Origin of the sequence: Achromobacter sp. GbtcB20 (assembly GCF_019091095.1) — a bacterium.
Taxonomy (GTDB): domain Bacteria; phylum Pseudomonadota; class Gammaproteobacteria; order Burkholderiales; family Burkholderiaceae_B; genus Achromobacter; species Achromobacter mucicolens.
In genome coordinates this window covers 306786-324225 of record NZ_JAGXJZ010000004.1, presented here as the reverse complement: position 1 = coordinate 324225, position 17440 = coordinate 306786, and the positions used below count along the sequence as shown (strand labels likewise).

The window sequence follows — 17440 nt, the reverse complement described above, 5'->3', positions numbered from 1 at the left end:
GCTCGGTAATCCCAGGGCGTTCGCGCGGCGTTGCGCGAGCGCCATCCAGACGTGAAGGAACGCATTTTGGCTCCATCGGAACACGATGACCGCCGCTCCGGCGGCACGCGCAACGCGCAGGCGGGCAGGCCGTCCGAATTGCGGCGCACGCTGTCCGCACGCCACCTGACCATGATCGCGGTGGGCGGGTCGATCGGCACCGGCCTGTTCGTGGCGTCCGGCGCGACCATCGCCAAGGCCGGGCCCGGCGGCGCGCTGCTGGGCTACGTGCTGATCGGCATCATGGTGTATTTCCTGATGACCAGCCTGGGCGAACTGGCGGCCGCCATGCCCGTGTCGGGCTCGTTTTCAACCTACGGCGCGCGCTATGTCGAGGATGGTTTCGGCTTCGCGCTGGGGTGGAACTATTGGTACAACTGGGCGGTGACCGTCGCGGTCGACCTGGTGGCGGCGCAGCTCGTCATGGCGTACTGGTTTCCCGACGTGCCCGGCTTTTACTGGAGCGCGTTGTTCCTGGCGATCACATTCGGACTGAACGCCATGTCCGCCCGCGGCTTTGGCGAAGCGGAATTCTGGTTCGCGCTCATCAAGGTGATCGCCGTGCTGGCCTTTGTCACGATGGGCGTGATGATGCTGCTGGGCATCATCCGGGGCGGCGAGACGGGCGGCCTGGCCAATTGGACGGTGGGCGACGCGCCGTTCGCCGGCGGCTTCGCCGCGCTGATCGGCGTGGCCATGGTGGTGGGGTTTTCCTTCCAGGGCACCGAACTGATCGGCATCGCCGCGGGCGAATCGAAGGATCCGGCGCGCAATCTGCCGCGCGCGGTGCGCCAGGTGTTCTGGCGCATTCTGCTGTTCTACGTGGCGGCCATCCTGGTCATCGGCCTCTTGATTCCGTATACCGATCCGCACCTGCTGCGCAACGACGTCGAGGACATCAGCGTCAGCCCGTTCGCGCTGATCTTCGAGCGCGCCGGCCTGTTGGGCGCCGCGTCCGTCATGAACGCCGTGGTGCTGACGTCGGTACTGTCCGCGGGCAATTCCGGCATGTACGCGGCCACGCGCATGCTCTACAGCCTGGCCCGGGAAGGCAAGGCGCCGCGCATCTTTGGCCGCATCTCGCGCGGCGGCGTGCCGCTGTGGGCGCTGCTGGCCACCACCGTCGTGGCGGCGCTGTGCTTTTTCACGTTCATCTTCAGCCCCAACGCCGTCTATATCTGGCTGCTCAATACCTCGGGGATGACGGGATTCATCGCGTGGCTGGGCATCGCCATCAGCCACTACCGTTTCCGCCGCGGCTACGTGAAGCAGGGCAACAGCCTCGCGGATCTGCCTTATGTGTCCCCGTTCTTTCCCTTCGGACCGATTTTCGCGTTCGTGCTGTGCCTGATCATCACGCTGGGCCAGAACTATCAGGCGTTCCTGCAGGACAAGATCGATTGGGGCGGCGTGGTCGCCACCTACATCGGCATTCCGCTCTTCCTGCTGATCTGGGCCGGCTACCGGCTGACGCGCGGTTCGCGGTTCGTCAGCTACCGCGACATGCGCTTTCCGGACGCTCGCGCCCGCAGCGAATACCTGGATTCGGCGCTGCGGGGCGAACCGGCGATTGGCGAGAGCCGGTAAAGCGGGGGGCGTGGCGCCCCTTACTCGATATTCTGCGCCTGCTCGCGCATCTGCTCGATCAGCAGCTTCAGGTCCATGGCGGCGCGGGTGACTTCCATGCTGCCTGCCTTGGAGCCCAGCGTATTGGCCTCGCGGTTCATTTCCTGGAACAGGAAGTCCAGGCGCTTGCCCGCACTGCCGGCGCTCTTCTTGCCGGCCGCCGCCTTGCCGCCGCCGTCCGAGAGCAGATGACGCAGTTCTTCCAGGTGCGAACGCAGGCGTGACAGTTCCTCGGCCACGTCGATGCGCAGGGCAAAGAGGTTGGCCTCCTGGGACAGGCGCTCGGACAGTTCGGCGCCGGAAATATGCGTGAATCCGCCAGGGAATGCGGATTCCACGCTTTCACGCAGCTTGGCTGCCTGCCGATCGCGGTGGTCGGCCAGCAGTTGCGGCAGATGCGCCTGCACGATGTCCACCACGCGCGCGACGCCGTCGGCGCATTCACGCATCATGCCGGCCAGGCGCTCGCCTTCACGCTCGCGGCCTTCCTGAAGCTGGGTCAGCGCTTGCTGGGCGGCCTGCAGGCAGGCGGCGCCCCAGATCTGCGGATCCAGCGCATCGTTGCCGCGCTGGCCGGGCCAGTTGAAGAGTTCGGCAAGGCGCGGGGAGGCGATGTCCGGGATGATGCGGCGCGCCGCCTGCAGCTGTTCGGCCAGGCTGTCGAGCCAGGCGGGATCCAGCTTGGACAGATCGGTATTGGCCGCACGGGTGAAGGACACGCGGATTTCGACCTTGCCGCGTGCCAGATTGGCCGTCAGCAGTTCGCGCAGCGGCGTTTCCACGTGGCGCAGCTCGTCGGGCAGGCGGAAATACAGGTCGAGAAAACGGCTGTTGACGCTGCGCAGTTCTATGGCGAGAGTGCCTTGTTCTAAGTCTGCTCGGGCGTTGCCGAAGGCGGTCATGCTGCGGATCATGGTGTGCGAGTCCTGGTAATTCCTGAGGTGGGAGCCGGTTGCGCCGGGGCCCGCGGCGCCCAGGGTCTGGGCTGCGGGTCTGTGTTTTCAACCGGATACATCGCGGCAGGATACTCCAAGCGCGATTGTCCCGGCGCGCCTGCCCGTACAATGCCGCGAATCGAAGCCAAGTCTGGAGCCCGTTGTGACCACCATCCCCACCATCGCCCGGCCGTCGGGCCGCGCCGCCGACCAACTGCGTCCGTTCAGCCTGGAGCGCGGGTTCACGCGTTACGCCGAAGGCTCCGTGCTGGTGAAGGCGGGCGACACCCACGTGCTGTGTACGGCAAGCGTCCTGGACAAGGTACCGCCTTTTCTGAAGGGCAAGGGCGAAGGCTGGGTAACGGCTGAATACGGCATGTTGCCGCGGGCCACGCACACGCGCGGCGACCGCGAGGCCGCGCGCGGCAAGCAAAGCGGCCGCACGCAGGAAATCCAGCGCCTTATCGGACGCAGCCTGCGCGCCGTGTTCGACATGAAGGCGCTGGGCGAACGTACCCTGCATCTGGACTGCGATGTGCTGCAGGCCGACGGTGGCACGCGCTGCGCCAGCATTACCGGGGCCTGGGTGGCGGCTGCCGACGCGGTGGCGCTGCTGATGAAGCGCGGCGACCTGGCCGCCAGCCCGATCCGCGACGCGGTGGCCGCGGTGTCCGTGGGCCTGGTGCGCGGGCAGGTGGTGCTGGACCTGGACTACCTGGAAGACTCGGCTTGCGACGCTGATGTGAATGTCATCATGACGGGCAGCGGCGCCTTCGTGGAAGTGCAGGGCACTGGCGAAGGCGCCACGTTCACGCGCGGGGAGCTGGACACGATGCTGGTGCTGGCGGAAAACGGCATCGCCAATCTGGTGAAGGCGCAACGCGCCGCGCTAGCGTAAGCCACGCGAAGTGGGCGCCGTGCGAGCACGGTGTTTCGTGCGAACACGGTGTCTGACACCCTTGTGAGACAGTCGGCAATTGACGGTTGTGCCCGCAGGGTGTCAGACACCTTGCAGCGTCGCCCACAATCACGACACGGTGTCTGACACCCTGGTGAGACAGCCGGCAATTGACGGTTGTGCCCGCAGGGTGTCAGACACCTTGCAGAGACGCCCGAATTACCGCGGCAGCAGCGTCTCAACCTTGCCTAGCTTCTCCAGCCCCCAGATCGTCGCGATCAGGCCGCGCAGTTCCTGCTCTGTCGCCGCGTCGGCGTAGCGGCCCAGGCTCAGCGTCTTGTCCTCGATTTCGGGGCGGCTTAGCGTGTTGCCGGGATCGCCCTTGGGTTCGTCCACGCGGCCATGCAGCACGCGGCCGTCGCGGGTGTAGACCGTGACCTTGCCGATCCAACGTTGCGGATAGGCGCCGTCGACTTCCGGGTCGAGGGCCATTTCGACTTTGCCGCGGAAGGCGGCCACGCCGGGGTCGTCGAGGCCTGCGTCGAACTCCGCGAGACCCGCGCGGCCCTGGCGCGCGATCAGCGCCAGCACCGTGCCCATCGAGAACTTGGATTGGTGCACCGTCTGCGGATTGACGACGGGGCCAAGGACGTCGATGGCGCCCTGGTGAACATGCGCCACGACGCGCTCGACGTCGGCCTCGGTGAGGTCGTTGTCGCGCAGCGCCTGTTGCAGCGCGTCCGCCGCCGGATGCGTGTGCCGGCACGAGGCATGGAACTTGAATGAGGTCTCGGCAAGCGCCCAGCGCTGTCCCAGACGGTCGCACAGGCGGCTGGGATCGGCGTCCGTGGACATGCCGGCCGCCATGCCTTGCGGGCCTTCCAGGATGTGGCGGGCGCCCGTGAAGCCTTCGCGCGCCAGGTAGGCCGCGGTGATGCCGTCGGCGGCGGCCTTGGCGGTATGCAACTGCTTGGAGTCGGCGGCGTCGCGCAGGAATTCCCACAGGCCTGCGGCTTGCGTGCCCGCCGAGCCCAATGCGTGGAGCATCTGTTCGGGGGACAGGCCCAGCAGCCGCCCCGTGGTGACGGCGGCAGCCAGGGTGCCCGCCGTGCCCGTGGTGTGGAAGATCTTGTAGTGCGAGCGCCCGAGGAACTCGCCCACGCGAATGCCGACCTCATAGCCGGCGACGGCGGCGGTAAGCAGATCGCGCCCCGACGACCCCAGCGCCTGCGCAACGGCCAGGGCGGGAGGGAACACCACGGCGGCTGGGTGAAAGACCGAGCCATTGTGCACGTCGTCCTGTTCGACCACATGCGCGGCCGCCGCGTTGACCATGGCGGCAAAAAGCGGCGTGGTGCGGCGGCGGGTGATCAGGACTTCGCTGGGGCCATCGGCCGGACCCATTGCGGCGGCATAGCGGTCGATCGCCTGTACCGCGCGGGCCGACGCGCCGGCAAGGATGGACGCCAGGCAATCGAGGAGCAGGTCTTCGGCGCGGCGCAGGACCGGGGCAGGGATGTCTTCGTAGCGCAGGTTGGCGGCAAAGGCGGCGAGTTCGGCGCTCAGGTGCGGGGTGTCTTTGTCTGCGGTCATGTCGGAAGTTGGCATGTCAGAAGGAGCGGGGCAGGCCCAGGATGTGTTCGGCGACGTACGACAGGATCAGGTTGGTCGAAATGGGGGCCACCTGATAGAGGCGCGTCTCGCGGAACTTGCGCTCGACGTCGTATTCAGTGGCAAAGCCGAAGCCGCCGTGGAACTGCAGGCAGGCGTTGGCCGCTTCCCAGGACGCGTCGGCGGCCAGCAGCTTGGCCATGTTGGCCTGGGCGCCGCAGGGTTCGTGGGCGTCGAACAGCCGGCAGGCTTCATAGCGCATCAGGCTGGCTGCCTCGACGTTGATGTGCGCGCGCGCAATGGGGAACTGCACGCCCTGGTTCTGGCCGATCGGGCGGCCGAAGACCATGCGTTCCTTGGCGTACGCGGTGACCTTGTCGATGAACCAGTAGCCGTCGCCGATGCATTCGGCGGCGATCAGGGTGCGTTCGGCGTTCAGGCCGTCCAGGATGTACTTGAAGCCCTTGCCTTCTTCGCCGATCAGGTTTTCTTCCGGGATTTCCAGGTTGTCGAAGAAGAGTTCGTTCGTCTCGTGGTTGACCATGTTGGGGATCGGGCGGATCGACATGCCGTGCTTGACCGCATGGTGCAGGTCAACGAGGAAGATCGACATACCTTCGGACTTGCGCGTGACCTGATCGAGCGGCGTGGTGCGCGCCAGGAGGATCATCAGGTCCGAGTGCTGCACGCGCGAGATCCAGACCTTTTGGCCATTGATGACATAGCGGTCGCCGCGCTTGACGGCGGTGGTCTTGATCTTGGTGGTGTCGGTGCCGGTGGTGGGCTCGGTGACGCCCATCGACTGCAGCCGCAGTTCGCCGGCGGCGATGCGGGGCAGGTATTCGCGTTTCTGGGCCTCGGATCCGTGGCGCAGAAGCGTGCCCATGTTGTACATCTGGCCGTGGCACGCGCCGGAGTTGCCGCCGCTTCGGTTGATCTCTTCCATGATGACCGAGGCTTCGGTCAGGCCCAGGCCCGAGCCGCCGTATTCCTGGGGGATCAGGGCGGCCAGCCAGCCGGCTTCGGTGAGGGCGCGCACGAAGTCCTCGGGGTAGCCGCGTTCTTCGTCGACCTTGCGGAAATACTCGGAGGGAAACTGCGCGCAGAGGTCGCGGACGGCTTCGCGGATGTCCTGGTAGGCGTGGGAGGCTTGGAGCATGTGACTGGCTTTTCTGATTGAAGGAATGGTTCGGGACAGGATCGAATGTGCCGCAAGGCCGCGCATGTGCCAATTCACAAATCATTAATACAGGGTTCCTGATCGCAAAAGCGCCGGTTCATGACGGCAGTGCGACACGTCCCATCCGAGGTTGTGTCAAGAAATTGCCAAACTGGGTGTCCATAATCCGTTGCACTGCCGCACGGGCGGCCACGCAACACACGGATGGATATGCGAAAAAATCTGAGGGTAACGACGGCGCTGTCGGCCATTCTTGCCTTGTTCGTTGTGCTGTTCGCGCTTGCCGCGGCAGCGGGCATCACGGTCCTGCGCGACAACCGCGCGGATATCGAGGCCCTGGGGCGGGGCAGCATCGAAAGGGCGAGCGATCTGGCCGACATGACCAGCCGTCTGTTCCAGGCGCGCGCGGCGCTGACCGACGCCAAGACGGCGATGGAAGGCGGGCTGGAAGACGCGCGCAACGCGTCGCTGGCTCAGGCCGATGGACTGCTCAAGCAGGCGGCTGCCAGTCTGGCGCGCCTGCGCGCCAACCCGGACGACAGCGCCCAGGGCGCGCCGCTGTTTGCCCAGGTCCTGACGGCGTATGCCGCCTTTGCCGACCAGACGCTCGCGCCGATGCGCACCGCGATCCAGGGGTGGAACGGCATCGAGGTCAACCGCCTGACGGACAAGGCGCTGCCGGCCAGCGGGGCTGCGTATGTGAAGCAGGCCGAGGCTTACCAGGCTTACGCCCGCGAACAGGGGCAGGAGGCGGTGGCCGGCGCAAGCCGCACGCTTGAACGGGTGACCGTGGTGGCGGCGGCCGTGCTGGGTTTCGTCCTGGTGCTGGCAGTGCTGATCCGGCTGGGATTCCGCCGCAGCATCGTGCGGCCGCTGAACGAGGCCGGGGCGCACTTTGACCGCATTGCGGACGGCGACTTGACGGGCGTGATCACGCAACGCGGCGACAACGAAATCGGCGTCCTGTATTCGGCGATGCGCCGCATGCAGACCGGGCTGTCGGCCGCCGTGGCCTCGGTCCGTCTGGGTGTGGAAGAGATCCACACCGGCTCGGGCGAGATTGCGGCGGGCGGCGCCGATATGTCGGACCGCGCGGCGCGCCAGGCTGGCTCGCTGCAGGAAGCGGCGGCCAACATGACCCAGCTGGCCCATACCGTTCAGATGACCGCCGGCAACGCGGACCTGGCAAGCCGCCAGGCGGCGAGCGCCACGCAGCTGGCGCAGCGCGGAGGCCAGGCCGTCGATGAAGTGGTGCGCAGCATGCAGGGCATCGCCGATAGCGCGCGGCGCATCGGCGAGATCGTGGGCGTGGTCGACAGCATTGCGTTCCAGACGAACATCCTTGCGCTCAACGCAGCCGTGGAAGCGGCCCGCGCGGGCGAGCAGGGCAAGGGGTTTGCCGTGGTGGCGGGCGAAGTGCGGTCGCTGGCGCAACGCAGCGCCCAGGCCGCGCGCGAGATCAAGGGCCTGATCGAGGATTCGGCCGCGCGCGTGGATGCCGGCGTGCGTCATGTGAATCTGGCGGGCGACACCATGCGCGACATGGTGGCCTCGGTCGATCGCGTGACGCAGATCGTGACCGAGATTTCCAATGCCACCGCCGAGCAGGCCGCCGGCATTGCGTCGGTCAACCATGCGGTGGCCGATATCGAACGTGCCACGCAGGAAACCGCCGCAATGGTCGAGCAGACGGCGGCTGCCGCGGTGGCGCTGGAATCCCAGGCGCAAGGACTGCGCCGGGCCGTGGCCAAATTCCAGATCGCGCAGGGTGCGCAGGCCGCGGCGCGCGAGGCCTCAGCCGGTGAGTTGCGGCAGGGCGGCGCCGGTGTAGCGCTCGGCCACGAGCGACAGATTCCCGTGTTTGACCTTGTGCTTGACATGGGCGGCCGCCGAGGCGATGTCCTCAGGGCGGATGCGCTCGCATAACGAGGGCGTGACGGTCAGGGCGCCCACGCCCAGCGTCACGAACGGAAAGAAGCGCGGCACGCCGTAACGGTCTTCGGCCTCGATGCCGCCGTTGCGGCGGCCCTGTTCGTCATACAGGGCCACGGCTTCCTCGTTGAATTCGGCAATGATGCGCTCGATGCGCGCCATCCAGTCGGGGCTGCGCAGCAGCACCACGAAGTCGTCGCCGCCCACGTGTCCCACGAAATCGCGCTGCGGATCGCAGTGCCGCTTGATGACGTCGGCGGTCAGCATGATCATGTCATCGCCGCGCCAATAGCCGTACACGTCGTTGAAGGGCTTGAAGTTGTTCAGGTCGCCGTAGCAGATGGTGAAGTCGGCGGCGTCTTCGAGCAGCGTGGCGATGTGCCGGCTGATGGGGATGTTGCCGGGCAGGGACGTCAGCGGATTGGCGTAGCGCGCCGCCTCGATCCGCATCTCGGTCACCGAGCGCACCAGCGTTTCGCCGGTGGCCAGGCCGTCGTAGCGGCCGTCGCGCGTGATGATGAGCCCGTCCATCAGGTAGCGCTGGTCTTCGGAAATCAGCACGTGGCTCAGCTGGTCGATGGACACGTTGACATCCACCAGCACCGGCTCGGCGTTCATGAAGGTCGAGCAGGCGTCGCGGCCGAAGAGCTCGCGCGTGTAGCGCTGGGCGTAGTGTTCCGAGAAGTCGCGCCGGTTGATGATGCCGACCGGCCGGTTGTCGGCGTCGATCACTGCCACGGCGTGCAGATTCTTGTGCTCGATGAAAAGACGATGCACGTCATCGTTGGTGTGCTTGGTCAGCAGCGCAGCCGGCGCTTCGACGCGCAGGCTGACGGCGGTGCCGCCGGCGGCGCGTTGCGACACGGGCGCCGACGTGCGGGAACGCAGCGAATCCCGCAGCGGCGGCGTCAGTTCGGTCAGCAGGATTTCCTCGGGCATGCCCAGGAACCAGCCCTGCGCGTAGCGGATATCCAGCTCACGCACGACGGCCAGGTCTTCGGCGGTTTCGATGCCTTCGGCGATGACCGATGTGCCCAGATGCTGGGCCACCTTCAGGATGGCCCGCACCATGTTCTGCTTGCGCTCGTCGTGGCCGATGCCGTCAAAGAAGTAACGGTCGATCTTGACCAGCTCGGGCTGGGTTTCCGCCCAGAGCTGCAGGTTGGAATTGCCGACCCCGTAATCGTCCAGCGCGATGCGCATGCCGGCTTCGCGTAGGCACGCAAAGGCGTTGTGCAGGTCCGCCATGCGGTCAGACAGGGGATCCTGTTCGGTAAGTTCGACAACGATGCTGGCGGGCTCCAGGGCGCAATCCTTGAGCAGCCGGGCGGGCATGTCGTAGCCCCAGAGGGTCCAGTAATGGAGCAGGGCAGAGCCGGACAGGTTCAGGAACAGCTTGCCGGCGGCGTCGTTCTGTTCGAACCCCCGCGCGCCCGCGCGAAAACTGGCCAGTTCAAGCTGCGGGTGCAAGCCTTGACGGCGCGCCTCGGCGAACAGGGCATCGGGATAGTGCAGGGGCGTGTCGGCGGGACCGCGGATCAGGCTTTCGTGCCCATAGATCCGGCTGTGGGACAGGTCGATCACCGGCTGGAAGCGCGGACGCAACAATCTTTCGCGCAGGATGCCGGCCAGGCTGGCGTGGGCGGGCGCTCCGCCGGGATGGTGATGGGGAGCACGGGCCGCCGCAGGCCGTGGCAAAGCGTGAATGGAGTTCATCGCCGGGGCATTGAGAAACGATCAGTGACAAGATGGGTCATATTGACAACAAAATATGTCTGCGTTGTTGCGCCGAATCGTTGACGTGCAATCTTCGGGCGCTGTTACAAAAGTGTCAACAAGCAATTCACCCGGGCGTGGTACCCGCGCCATCATCGTGGAATGCGCGCCCGCCGCAGGCGCGCCCCTATACAATCCGCCCTATGACATCCCCCAAGATTCCCGACTCCCTGCGCCGCGTCGTCCTGGCGTCCAACAATGCCGGCAAGCTGCGCGAGTTCTCCGCCTTGTTCGCGCCGCTGGGCATTGAGCTGGTGCCTCAGGGCGAACTGGGCGTGCCGGAAGCCGAAGAGCCGCACGTCACCTTCGTCGAAAACGCGCTGGCCAAGGCGCGCCACGCCAGCCGCTTGACCGGGCTGCCCGCGCTGGCGGACGACTCGGGCCTGTGCGTGGCATCGCTGGATGGCGCACCCGGTGTCTATTCGGCCCGCTATGCCAAGATGCACGGCGGCGAAAAGTCCGATGCGGCCAACAATGCGTTGCTGGTGCGCAACCTGGCATCGGTCGAGGACCGCAGCGCCTGGTATGTGGCGGTCCTGGCGCTGGTGCGTTCCGAGAACGATCCCCGCCCGCTCATCGGCGAGGGCCTGTGGCATGGCGAGATCATCGATGTGCCCGAAGGCGCCAACGGTTTCGGCTACGATCCGCACTTCTACCTGCCCGACATGGCGCTGACCGCCGCGTCGCTGGATCCCGACGAAAAGAACCGGGTCAGCCACCGCGCCCGGGCGCTGCGCGAGCTGCTCAGCAAGCTGGGCAACGCTTGAACACGGCGCCGGCAAGGCGCCAGGAATTTTCCGCATGTCCATCACCATTCCCATCCGCAACGACATGGGCGCGCCTAAGTCGCGCCTCGTCGTGCCTGCTGGCGCCACGCTGACCAGCCTGCCGCCCCTTTCCGTCTACGTCCACGTGCCCTGGTGCGTGCGCAAATGCCCTTACTGCGATTTCAACTCGCATGCCGCGCCAGGCGAAATTCCCGAGCGCGCCTATCTGGACGCGCTGCGCAGCGACCTGGAACAGTCGCTGCCGTCCATCTGGGGCCGGCAGGTGATATCCGTCTTCATCGGCGGCGGCACGCCCAGTCTGCTGTCGGCCGCCGGCCTGGACGAGCTGCTGGCGATGTTGCGGGCGTACCTGAACCTGTGGCCCGACGCCGAGATCACGATGGAGGCCAATCCGGGCACGGCCGAGGCCGGCCGTTTCAGGGACTACGCGGCCAGCGGGGTCACGCGCTTTTCGTTGGGCATTCAGAGCTTTGACGACGCCCAGTTGAAAAAGCTGGGCCGCATCCACGATGCCGCGCAGGCCCGCGCGGCGATCGACATGGCGCAGCGGGCGGCGCCCCGCGTCAACCTGGACGTGATGTTTGCCTTGCCCGGCCAGACGCTTGAGGCCTGTACGGCCGATCTGCGCGAGGCCATATCGTTCGGCACCGAGCATCTGTCGCTGTACCACCTGACGATGGAACCGAACACGGTCTTCGCAAAGTTTCCGCCCGAGGACCTGCCCGACGATGACACCAGCGCCGCCATGCAGGACGCGGTGGAGGCCGAGCTGGCCGCGGCGGGGCTGGCGCGCTACGAGGTCTCGGCCTACGCCAAGCCCGGCGCCCGGAGCCGCCACAACATGAATTACTGGGAATTCGGCGACTACCTGGGCATCGGTCCGGGCGCGCACGGCAAGCTGTCGTTCCATGACCGCATCGTGCGCGAGGCGCGCCTGAAAAACCCCGATTCCTGGATGCAGGCCGCGATGGCGCGCGATGGCAGCCACCTGGCCGAAAGCCGCCACGTCGGTCCGGACGAGCTGCCGTTCGAGTTCATGCTCAATGCGTTGCGCCTGAAAGACGGGGTGGCGGCGACGGCGTTCAACGAACGCACCGGTTTGTCGCTGGCCGTCATTGCGCACCAATTGGAGGCAGCCTCGAAACGGGGCTTGCTAGACGCCGATCCCACCCGCCTGCGGGCAACCCCGCTGGGCTGGCGCTTCCTCAATGACCTTCAGGAAATGTTCCTGTAAGGTGCAAGCACCAAGATGGGGCGATCGTGCCCCACCTTTTGCACCATAGTGGTGCTACATTTCCTCAAGACCGACCTGCCTCCCCCCGGGAATACCGGGGTTAAACCTGGCACGCTTATTGCTTCCCTCTTTTATGCCAGTCGACGGGCAAAGCCCTCGACCCTTTTATCTAATGGAGATGACATGGCAAGCCCGAAAGACGTCCTGAAACAGATCGCCGATAACGAAGTGAAATTCGTGGATTTCCGCTTTACCGATACGGTTGGCCGTGAGCACCACGTTTCCGTGCCCACCACTGCTATCGATGAAGACAAGCTGGAAAGCGGGCAGGCTTTCGACGGTTCGTCGATTCCGGGCTGGAAGGGCATCGAAGCCTCCGACATGCTCCTCATCCCCGACTGCTCCACCGCCAACCTGGATCCGTTCCGCGAAGAGCCGACCCTGATCCTGTCGTGCGACGTGGTCGAACCGTCGGACCTGAAGGGCTATGACCGTGACCCGCGCTCGCTGGCCAAGCGCGCCGAAGCCTACCTGAAGTCCTCCGGTCTGGGCGACACCGCCTACTTCGGTCCGGAACCCGAATTCTTCGTGTTCGACGGCGTGACCTGGAACACCGACATGTCGGGCACGTTCGTCAAGATCAAGTCCGAAGAAGCGCCGTGGTCCACGGGCCTGGAATTCGAAGGCGGCAACACCGGCCACCGTCCGGGCGTGAAGGGCGGCTACTTCCCCGTTCCGCCGGTCGATTCGTTCCAGGACATGCGTTCGGAAATGTGCCTGCTGATGGAACAGATGGGCGTGCCGGTCGAAGTGCACCACCACGAAGTGGCGGCCCCCGGCCAGCTCGAAATCGGCACCAAGTTCAGCACGCTGGTCCAGCGCGCCGACTGGACGCAGATCGTCAAGTACATCGTGCACAACGTGGCCCACGCCTACGGCAAGACCGCCACGTTCATGCCCAAGCCCATCGTTGGCGACAACGGCTCCGGCATGCACGTCCACCAGTCCATCTGGAAGGACGGCCAGAACCTGTTCGCGGGCAACGGCTACGCCGGCCTGTCTGAATTCGCCCTGTACTACATCGGCGGCATCATCAAGCACGCCCGTGCCCTGAACGCCATCACCAACCCCGGCACGAACTCGTACAAGCGTCTGGTCCCGCACTTCGAAGCGCCCGTGAAGCTGGCTTACTCGGCCCGCAACCGCTCGGCTTCGATCCGCATTCCGTACGTTGGCAACCCGAAGGGCCGCCGCATCGAAACGCGCTTCCCGGATCCCCTGGCCAACCCGTACCTGGCTTTCTCGGCCCTGATGATGGCCGGCCTGGACGGCGTCCAGAACAAGATTCACCCCGGCGATCCGGCCGACAAGAACCTGTACGACCTGCCGCCGGAAGAAGACGCGAAGATCCCGACCGTCTGCGCCTCGCTGGAAGAAGCGCTGGAAGCCCTGGACAAGGATCGCGAGTTCCTGACCCGTGGCGGCGTGTTCAGCAACGACATGCTCAACGCCTACATCGACCTGAAGATGGCCGATGTGACGCGTCTGCGCATGACGACGCACCCGGTCGAATTCGACATGTACTACAGCCTCTGATGTCTTGAGGCCGTGGCTGGGGGGAGCGCGATGATGTAGGCAGAAACCAGGGCCCACACCACGCGCACCACCAGGTAGCCGCCCGATGAATTGCCCGCCCGGCGCCGCGCCGGCGGGCAGGGCGTCGGGCCGGCTCGCCCGTCGCGGACGCGTTCCGCTTTCCCCTGTCCATTCGGGTACGTTGAAAATGAATGTTGAAGCTCTCGATCTGCTAGCCACGTCAGTTTTCCTGGTCAACGAGCGCGGCCACATCGAATACGCCAACGCAGCCGCCGAGGACCTTTTCGGCCGTTCGCGCAAGCAACTAGGCGGGCACTCAGCCGCCACCCTGTACGACAACCCTGAGAATATCCAGTCATCGATCGACCGCGCCGCGGGCGGCAGGTACGCCGACGTGAGGCAACTGGCCTCGTTGCGCCGCGCCACCGAATCCGTGGAAGTCTCGGTGACCACCGTGGGACTGACCGGCCAGCGCTGGCCGGTACTGATCGAAACGCGCGAAATCGAGCAACGCGTGCTGGCCGACCGCAACCACCGGCTGGTGGACGAGATCGAAGCCCACCGCGAACTGCTGCGCAATCTGGCGCATGAAGTCAAGAATCCCCTGGGCGGACTGCGCGGCGCCGCGCAGTTGCTGGAGGCCGAGCTGCCCAGCGCGGCCCTGGCCGAGTACACCCAGGTCATCATTTCGGAAGCCGACCGCCTGCAGGCGCTGGTGGACCGCCTGAGCGGTCCGCAACGTGTGCCGCTCAATGCGCGGCCGGTGAATATCCATGAAATCTGCGAGCGCGTCTGCGCGCTGATCCAGGCCGAGTTCCGCAACGACGTCACGATCCAGCGCGACTACGACGCCTCGGTGCCGGACCTGAAGGGCGACGCCGCCCGCCTGATGCAGGCCGTGCTCAACGTTGCACGCAATGCCGCGCAGGAGCTGGTGGCGCGTCCGCAAGGTCCGCAGACCGAACCCGGCGTGGTGACGCTGCGCACGCGTGTCGCGCGGCAGGTCATGCTGGCGCACCGTCAGCACCGCCTGGCGCTGGTGCTGTCCATCATCGACAACGGTCCTGGCGTGCCGGAACACATCCGCGACCGCATCTTCCACCCGCTGGTCACGGCCAGGGCGGGCGGCACCGGCCTGGGCCTGAGCCTGGCGCAGGACTTCGTGCAACAGCACGGCGGCATCATCGAATTTGAATCCCGACCGGGGCGCACCGAGTTTCGCCTGGTCCTCCCGATGGAGCCCGCAAACTGATGAAACCCGTATGGATCGTCGACGACGACCAGGCCATCCGCTGGGTCCTCGAAAAGGCCCTGGCCCGCGCTGGCGTCCCCACCCGCAGTTTTTCCCAATCGGCCGACGTGCTGGAGGCGCTTTCGCGTGAAACGCCCGTGGCACTGGTGTCAGACATCCGCATGCCCGGCGGCAACGGCCTGGAGCTGTTGCGCCAACTGAAAGAGCGCCATCCCGGCCTGCCGGTCATCGTGATGACGGCGTTCGCCGACCTGGACAGCACCGTGTCCGCGTTCCAGGGCGGCGCGTTCGATTACCTGGCCAAGCCGTTCGACGTGAACGAGGCGGTCGCGCTGATCCAGCGCGCCATGCAGGAATCGGCGCAGCCCGAAAGCCCGGAGGGGCAGGGCGAGGCGTCGCAGAACAACGAGCGCTGGATGATGACGCAATCGTCGTCCACCGCCATGCAGGAAGTCTTTCGCGCGATCGGCCGGCTGGCCCAATCCAAGGTCACCGTCCTGATCACCGGCGAGTCCGGCACCGGCAAAGAGCTGGTGGCCCGCGCGCTGCACGGCCACGGCGTGCGTGCCAGCGGACCGTTCGTGGCGCTGAACGCCGCGGCCATCCCGCGCGACCTGCTGGAAGCCGAACTCTTCGGCCACGAGCGCGGCGCCTTCACCGGCGCCAACAATCTGCGCCGCGGCCGCTTCGAAGAGGCGCACGGCGGCACCTTGTTCCTGGACGAAATCGGCGACATGCCGATCGAACTGCAGACGCGCCTGCTCCGCGTGCTGGCCGAGGGCAGCTTCTACCGCGTGGGCGGCGCGCAACCCGTGCGCGTGGACGTGCGCATCGTGGCCGCCACGCACCAGCCACTGGAGCAGCGGGTCGAGCAGGGGTTGTTTCGCGAAGACCTGTTTCACCGCTTGAACGTGATCCGGCTGCGGCTGCCGCCGCTGCGCGAGCGTGTCGAGGACATTCCCGCGCTGGCCCAGCACTTCCTGACCGCCAGCGCGCGCACGCTGGGCGTGCCCGTCAAGCGGCTGACGCCCGAGGCGCTGGCCGTGCTGACCAAGTTCGACTTTCCCGGCAACGTGCGCCAGCTTGAAAACTTCTGCCATTGGCTGACGGTGATGGCGCCCGGCCAGACGGTGGACCGCGTGGACCTGCCGCCCGAGATCCGGGCCATGGAACACCAGCCGCAGCCGGGCGCGGCAGCGCCCTTGCGGGCCGCCCCGCCCGTCGCGGGAGTGGGCACCGTGGTGCAAGCCGGCGCGTACGCCGAGCAAGCCGCAGGCGACGCCGCGCCGCGCAATTGGCAGGATTCGCTGCTGCGCGACGCGCAGTACCGGCTGGAGCGCGGCGAACCGGCCGTCATGGCGACGCTGACCCGCCAGTTCGAGAAAATCCTCTTGCAAAGCGCGCTGGACGCCAGCCGCGGGCGCCGGGTGGAAGCCGCCTCCCGTCTGGGGATCGGCCGCAATACCATCACGCGCAAGCTGCGCGAGCTGGGCATCGAAGACGAATAGCCGTGCAATGGGCCGGTCCGGTGGACCGGTCTATAGCCCGAGCAGGCTCTCGCACAGACGCGGGGACTTCAGCTTCTGCAGCCACCACTTCATGGCCTCGCCCGGCGGCTCCGCCCGCCAGGCGTAGGCTACGTGTTCCGTCAGGGACATGCCCTCATCGGTCTCACACACCACCAGCAGACCCTGCGCCAGGTAGGGCGCGGCCAGCGTTAGCGGCAGATAGCCGCAGCCCAGGCCGCGCACCTGCGCCTCGATCTTGGCCTGCATCGACGGCATCACCAGCGTCGGCTGATCCGACAGAATGCCGCGCGACTGCACGGGCAGGTTGCGTGAGGTGTCGGCAATAACGACCGCGCAGTAGCGCGTGATCTCGGCGCGGCTAAGCGGCTGGGGCAGGGCGGCCAGCGGATGGTTCGCCGCCACACAGAACCCGAATTGCATCACGCCGATCGCCTGCGAGCGATAAGGGCCCGTCGGCTCGCCCGCCGCGCCCGCACCGATCACCAGGTCCGCGCGCCCTGAGGTCAGCGCATCCCAGTTGCCGCTCAGGACTTCGGTTGAGAAACGCAGCGTCGTGGCGCTGCCCACCGCATGGAATTCATCGATCAGGTCATAGATGGGCCGCCACGGCAGCACCGCGCTGACCGCAATGCGCAGCTGCACCTCCCACCCGGTCGCGATGCGTTTGACCCGGCTGGCCAGTTCGTCCAGCGACTGCAGCAGATGCCGGCCGTCCTTGAGCAGCGCCTCGCCCGCTGGCGTCAAGAGCGCCCGATGCCCCGATCGGTCGAACAGCAGGACGTCCAGGCCGTCTTCGAGCTTGCGGATGGAATACGTGACGGCGGAGGGCACCTTGCCCAGTTCGCGCGCGGCCTTGGCGAAGCTGCCGTGGCGCGCGATGGCGTCAACGAGGACGAGGAGTTCGGGCGTGATGGGCTGCATGGAAGGGGGCGCAAAGTGGGGATTCAAAAAATTTGAATGAAGTCATCAAAATGTAGCGCCAAAACCGGCGGTCGGGGCGCGCAGAATATCACTCATGCCGGGGTTGCAGACAAACGGCAAGGC

General features: G+C 66.4%; 12 protein-coding genes and 1 pseudogene. 8 read left to right on the top strand and 5 right to left on the bottom strand.

All coding sequences use genetic code 11. The features are described 5' to 3' along the window. Nucleotides 1–66 precede the first annotated feature (66 nt). Nucleotides 67–1626, top strand: coding sequence for an amino acid permease (locus KVT32_RS08895; protein WP_152384363.1), 1560 nt, complete (start codon nt 67–69; stop codon nt 1624–1626). A gap of 20 nt (nt 1627–1646) precedes the next feature. Here KVT32_RS08895 and KVT32_RS08890 read toward each other — a convergent pair whose 3' ends face one another. Then, complete coding sequence (locus KVT32_RS08890) at nt 1647–2579, bottom strand: YicC/YloC family endoribonuclease (protein WP_056317471.1); 933 nt, start codon at nt 2577–2579, stop codon at nt 1647–1649. Between the two features lie 184 nt (nt 2580–2763). On the opposite strand from KVT32_RS08890, the gene rph reads away from it, so the two are divergent. Beyond that, a complete protein-coding gene (gene rph, locus KVT32_RS08885) occupies nt 2764–3498 on the top strand; it encodes a ribonuclease PH (RefSeq protein WP_056317474.1) in 735 nt (244 codons plus the stop codon). 219 nt (nt 3499–3717) lie between these two features. Here rph and KVT32_RS08880 read toward each other — a convergent pair whose 3' ends face one another. Both KVT32_RS08880 and KVT32_RS08875 read right to left on the bottom strand, forming a co-directional pair. After that, nucleotides 3718–5091, bottom strand: coding sequence for an MmgE/PrpD family protein (locus KVT32_RS08880; protein WP_175155423.1), 1374 nt, complete (start codon nt 5089–5091; stop codon nt 3718–3720). Nucleotides 5092–5107: 16 nt separating this feature from the next. After that, a complete protein-coding gene (locus KVT32_RS08875) occupies nt 5108–6268 on the bottom strand; it encodes an acyl-CoA dehydrogenase family protein (protein ID WP_152384365.1) in 1161 nt (386 codons plus the stop codon). Nucleotides 6269–6493: 225 nt separating this feature from the next. Here KVT32_RS08875 and KVT32_RS08870 point away from each other — a divergent pair. Further along, nucleotides 6494–7933, top strand: a pseudogene (locus KVT32_RS08870) (methyl-accepting chemotaxis protein); the annotation flags it as partial. 150 nt (nt 7934–8083) lie between these two features. Here KVT32_RS08870 and KVT32_RS08865 read toward each other — a convergent pair. Continuing rightward, nucleotides 8084–9937 carry an EAL domain-containing protein gene (locus KVT32_RS08865; RefSeq protein ID WP_223575590.1) on the bottom strand — a complete coding sequence of 618 codons (1854 nt, stop codon included), beginning with the start codon at nt 9935–9937 and terminating at the stop codon, nt 8084–8086. Between the two features lie 203 nt (nt 9938–10140). Between KVT32_RS08865 and rdgB the strand changes: the two genes are divergently transcribed. From rdgB to ntrC, 5 genes are all read left to right on the top strand, one after another. Beyond that, on the top strand, nt 10141–10764 hold the full coding sequence (rdgB, locus tag KVT32_RS08860) for an RdgB/HAM1 family non-canonical purine NTP pyrophosphatase (protein WP_056317482.1): 624 nt from the start codon (nt 10141–10143) through the stop codon (nt 10762–10764). A 34-nt stretch (nt 10765–10798) separates the two neighbouring features. Continuing rightward, nucleotides 10799–12019: a radical SAM family heme chaperone HemW gene (gene hemW, locus KVT32_RS08855; protein ID WP_152384366.1), complete on the top strand. Its 1221-nt coding sequence runs from the start codon at nt 10799–10801 to the stop codon at nt 12017–12019. 183 nt (nt 12020–12202) lie between these two features. Then, on the top strand, nt 12203–13615 hold the full coding sequence (gene glnA / locus KVT32_RS08850) for a type I glutamate--ammonia ligase (protein WP_056317488.1): 1413 nt from the start codon (nt 12203–12205) through the stop codon (nt 13613–13615). A 187-nt stretch (nt 13616–13802) separates the two neighbouring features. After that, nucleotides 13803–14867, top strand: coding sequence for a nitrogen regulation protein NR(II) (gene glnL, locus KVT32_RS08845; protein ID WP_056317491.1), 1065 nt, complete (start codon nt 13803–13805; stop codon nt 14865–14867). Further along, complete coding sequence (ntrC, locus tag KVT32_RS08840) at nt 14867–16375, top strand: nitrogen regulation protein NR(I) (protein ID WP_152384367.1); 1509 nt, start codon at nt 14867–14869, stop codon at nt 16373–16375. The genes glnL and ntrC overlap by 1 nt, the downstream gene beginning before the upstream one ends. Nucleotides 16376–16405: 30 nt before the next feature. Here ntrC and KVT32_RS08835 read toward each other — a convergent pair whose 3' ends face one another. Further along, on the bottom strand, nt 16406–17317 hold the full coding sequence (locus KVT32_RS08835; protein ID WP_152384368.1) for a LysR family transcriptional regulator: 912 nt from the start codon (nt 17315–17317) through the stop codon (nt 16406–16408). Nucleotides 17318–17440 lie beyond the last annotated feature (123 nt).

Bases quoted from the DNA above. Each gene is read 5' to 3' on its own strand.
- KVT32_RS08890 (WP_056317471.1), bottom strand. From the start codon at position 2,579: ATGATCCGCAGCATGACCGCCTTCGGCAACGCCCGAGCAGACTTAGAA.
- KVT32_RS08880 (WP_175155423.1), bottom strand. From the start codon at position 5,091: ATGACCGCAGACAAAGACACCCCGCACCTGAGCGCCGAACTCGCCGCC.
- KVT32_RS08875 (WP_152384365.1), bottom strand. From the start codon at position 6,268: ATGCTCCAAGCCTCCCACGCCTACCAGGACATCCGCGAAGCCGTCCGC.
- KVT32_RS08865 (WP_223575590.1), bottom strand. From the start codon at position 9,937: ATGAACTCCATTCACGCTTTGCCACGGCCTGCGGCGGCCCGTGCTCCC.
- rdgB (WP_056317482.1), top strand. From the start codon at position 10,141: ATGACATCCCCCAAGATTCCCGACTCCCTGCGCCGCGTCGTCCTGGCG.
- hemW (WP_152384366.1), top strand. From the start codon at position 10,799: ATGTCCATCACCATTCCCATCCGCAACGACATGGGCGCGCCTAAGTCG.
- glnA (WP_056317488.1), top strand. From the start codon at position 12,203: ATGGCAAGCCCGAAAGACGTCCTGAAACAGATCGCCGATAACGAAGTG.
- glnL (WP_056317491.1), top strand. From the start codon at position 13,803: ATGAATGTTGAAGCTCTCGATCTGCTAGCCACGTCAGTTTTCCTGGTC.
- ntrC (WP_152384367.1), top strand. From the start codon at position 14,867: ATGAAACCCGTATGGATCGTCGACGACGACCAGGCCATCCGCTGGGTC.
- KVT32_RS08835 (WP_152384368.1), bottom strand. From the start codon at position 17,317: ATGCAGCCCATCACGCCCGAACTCCTCGTCCTCGTTGACGCCATCGCG.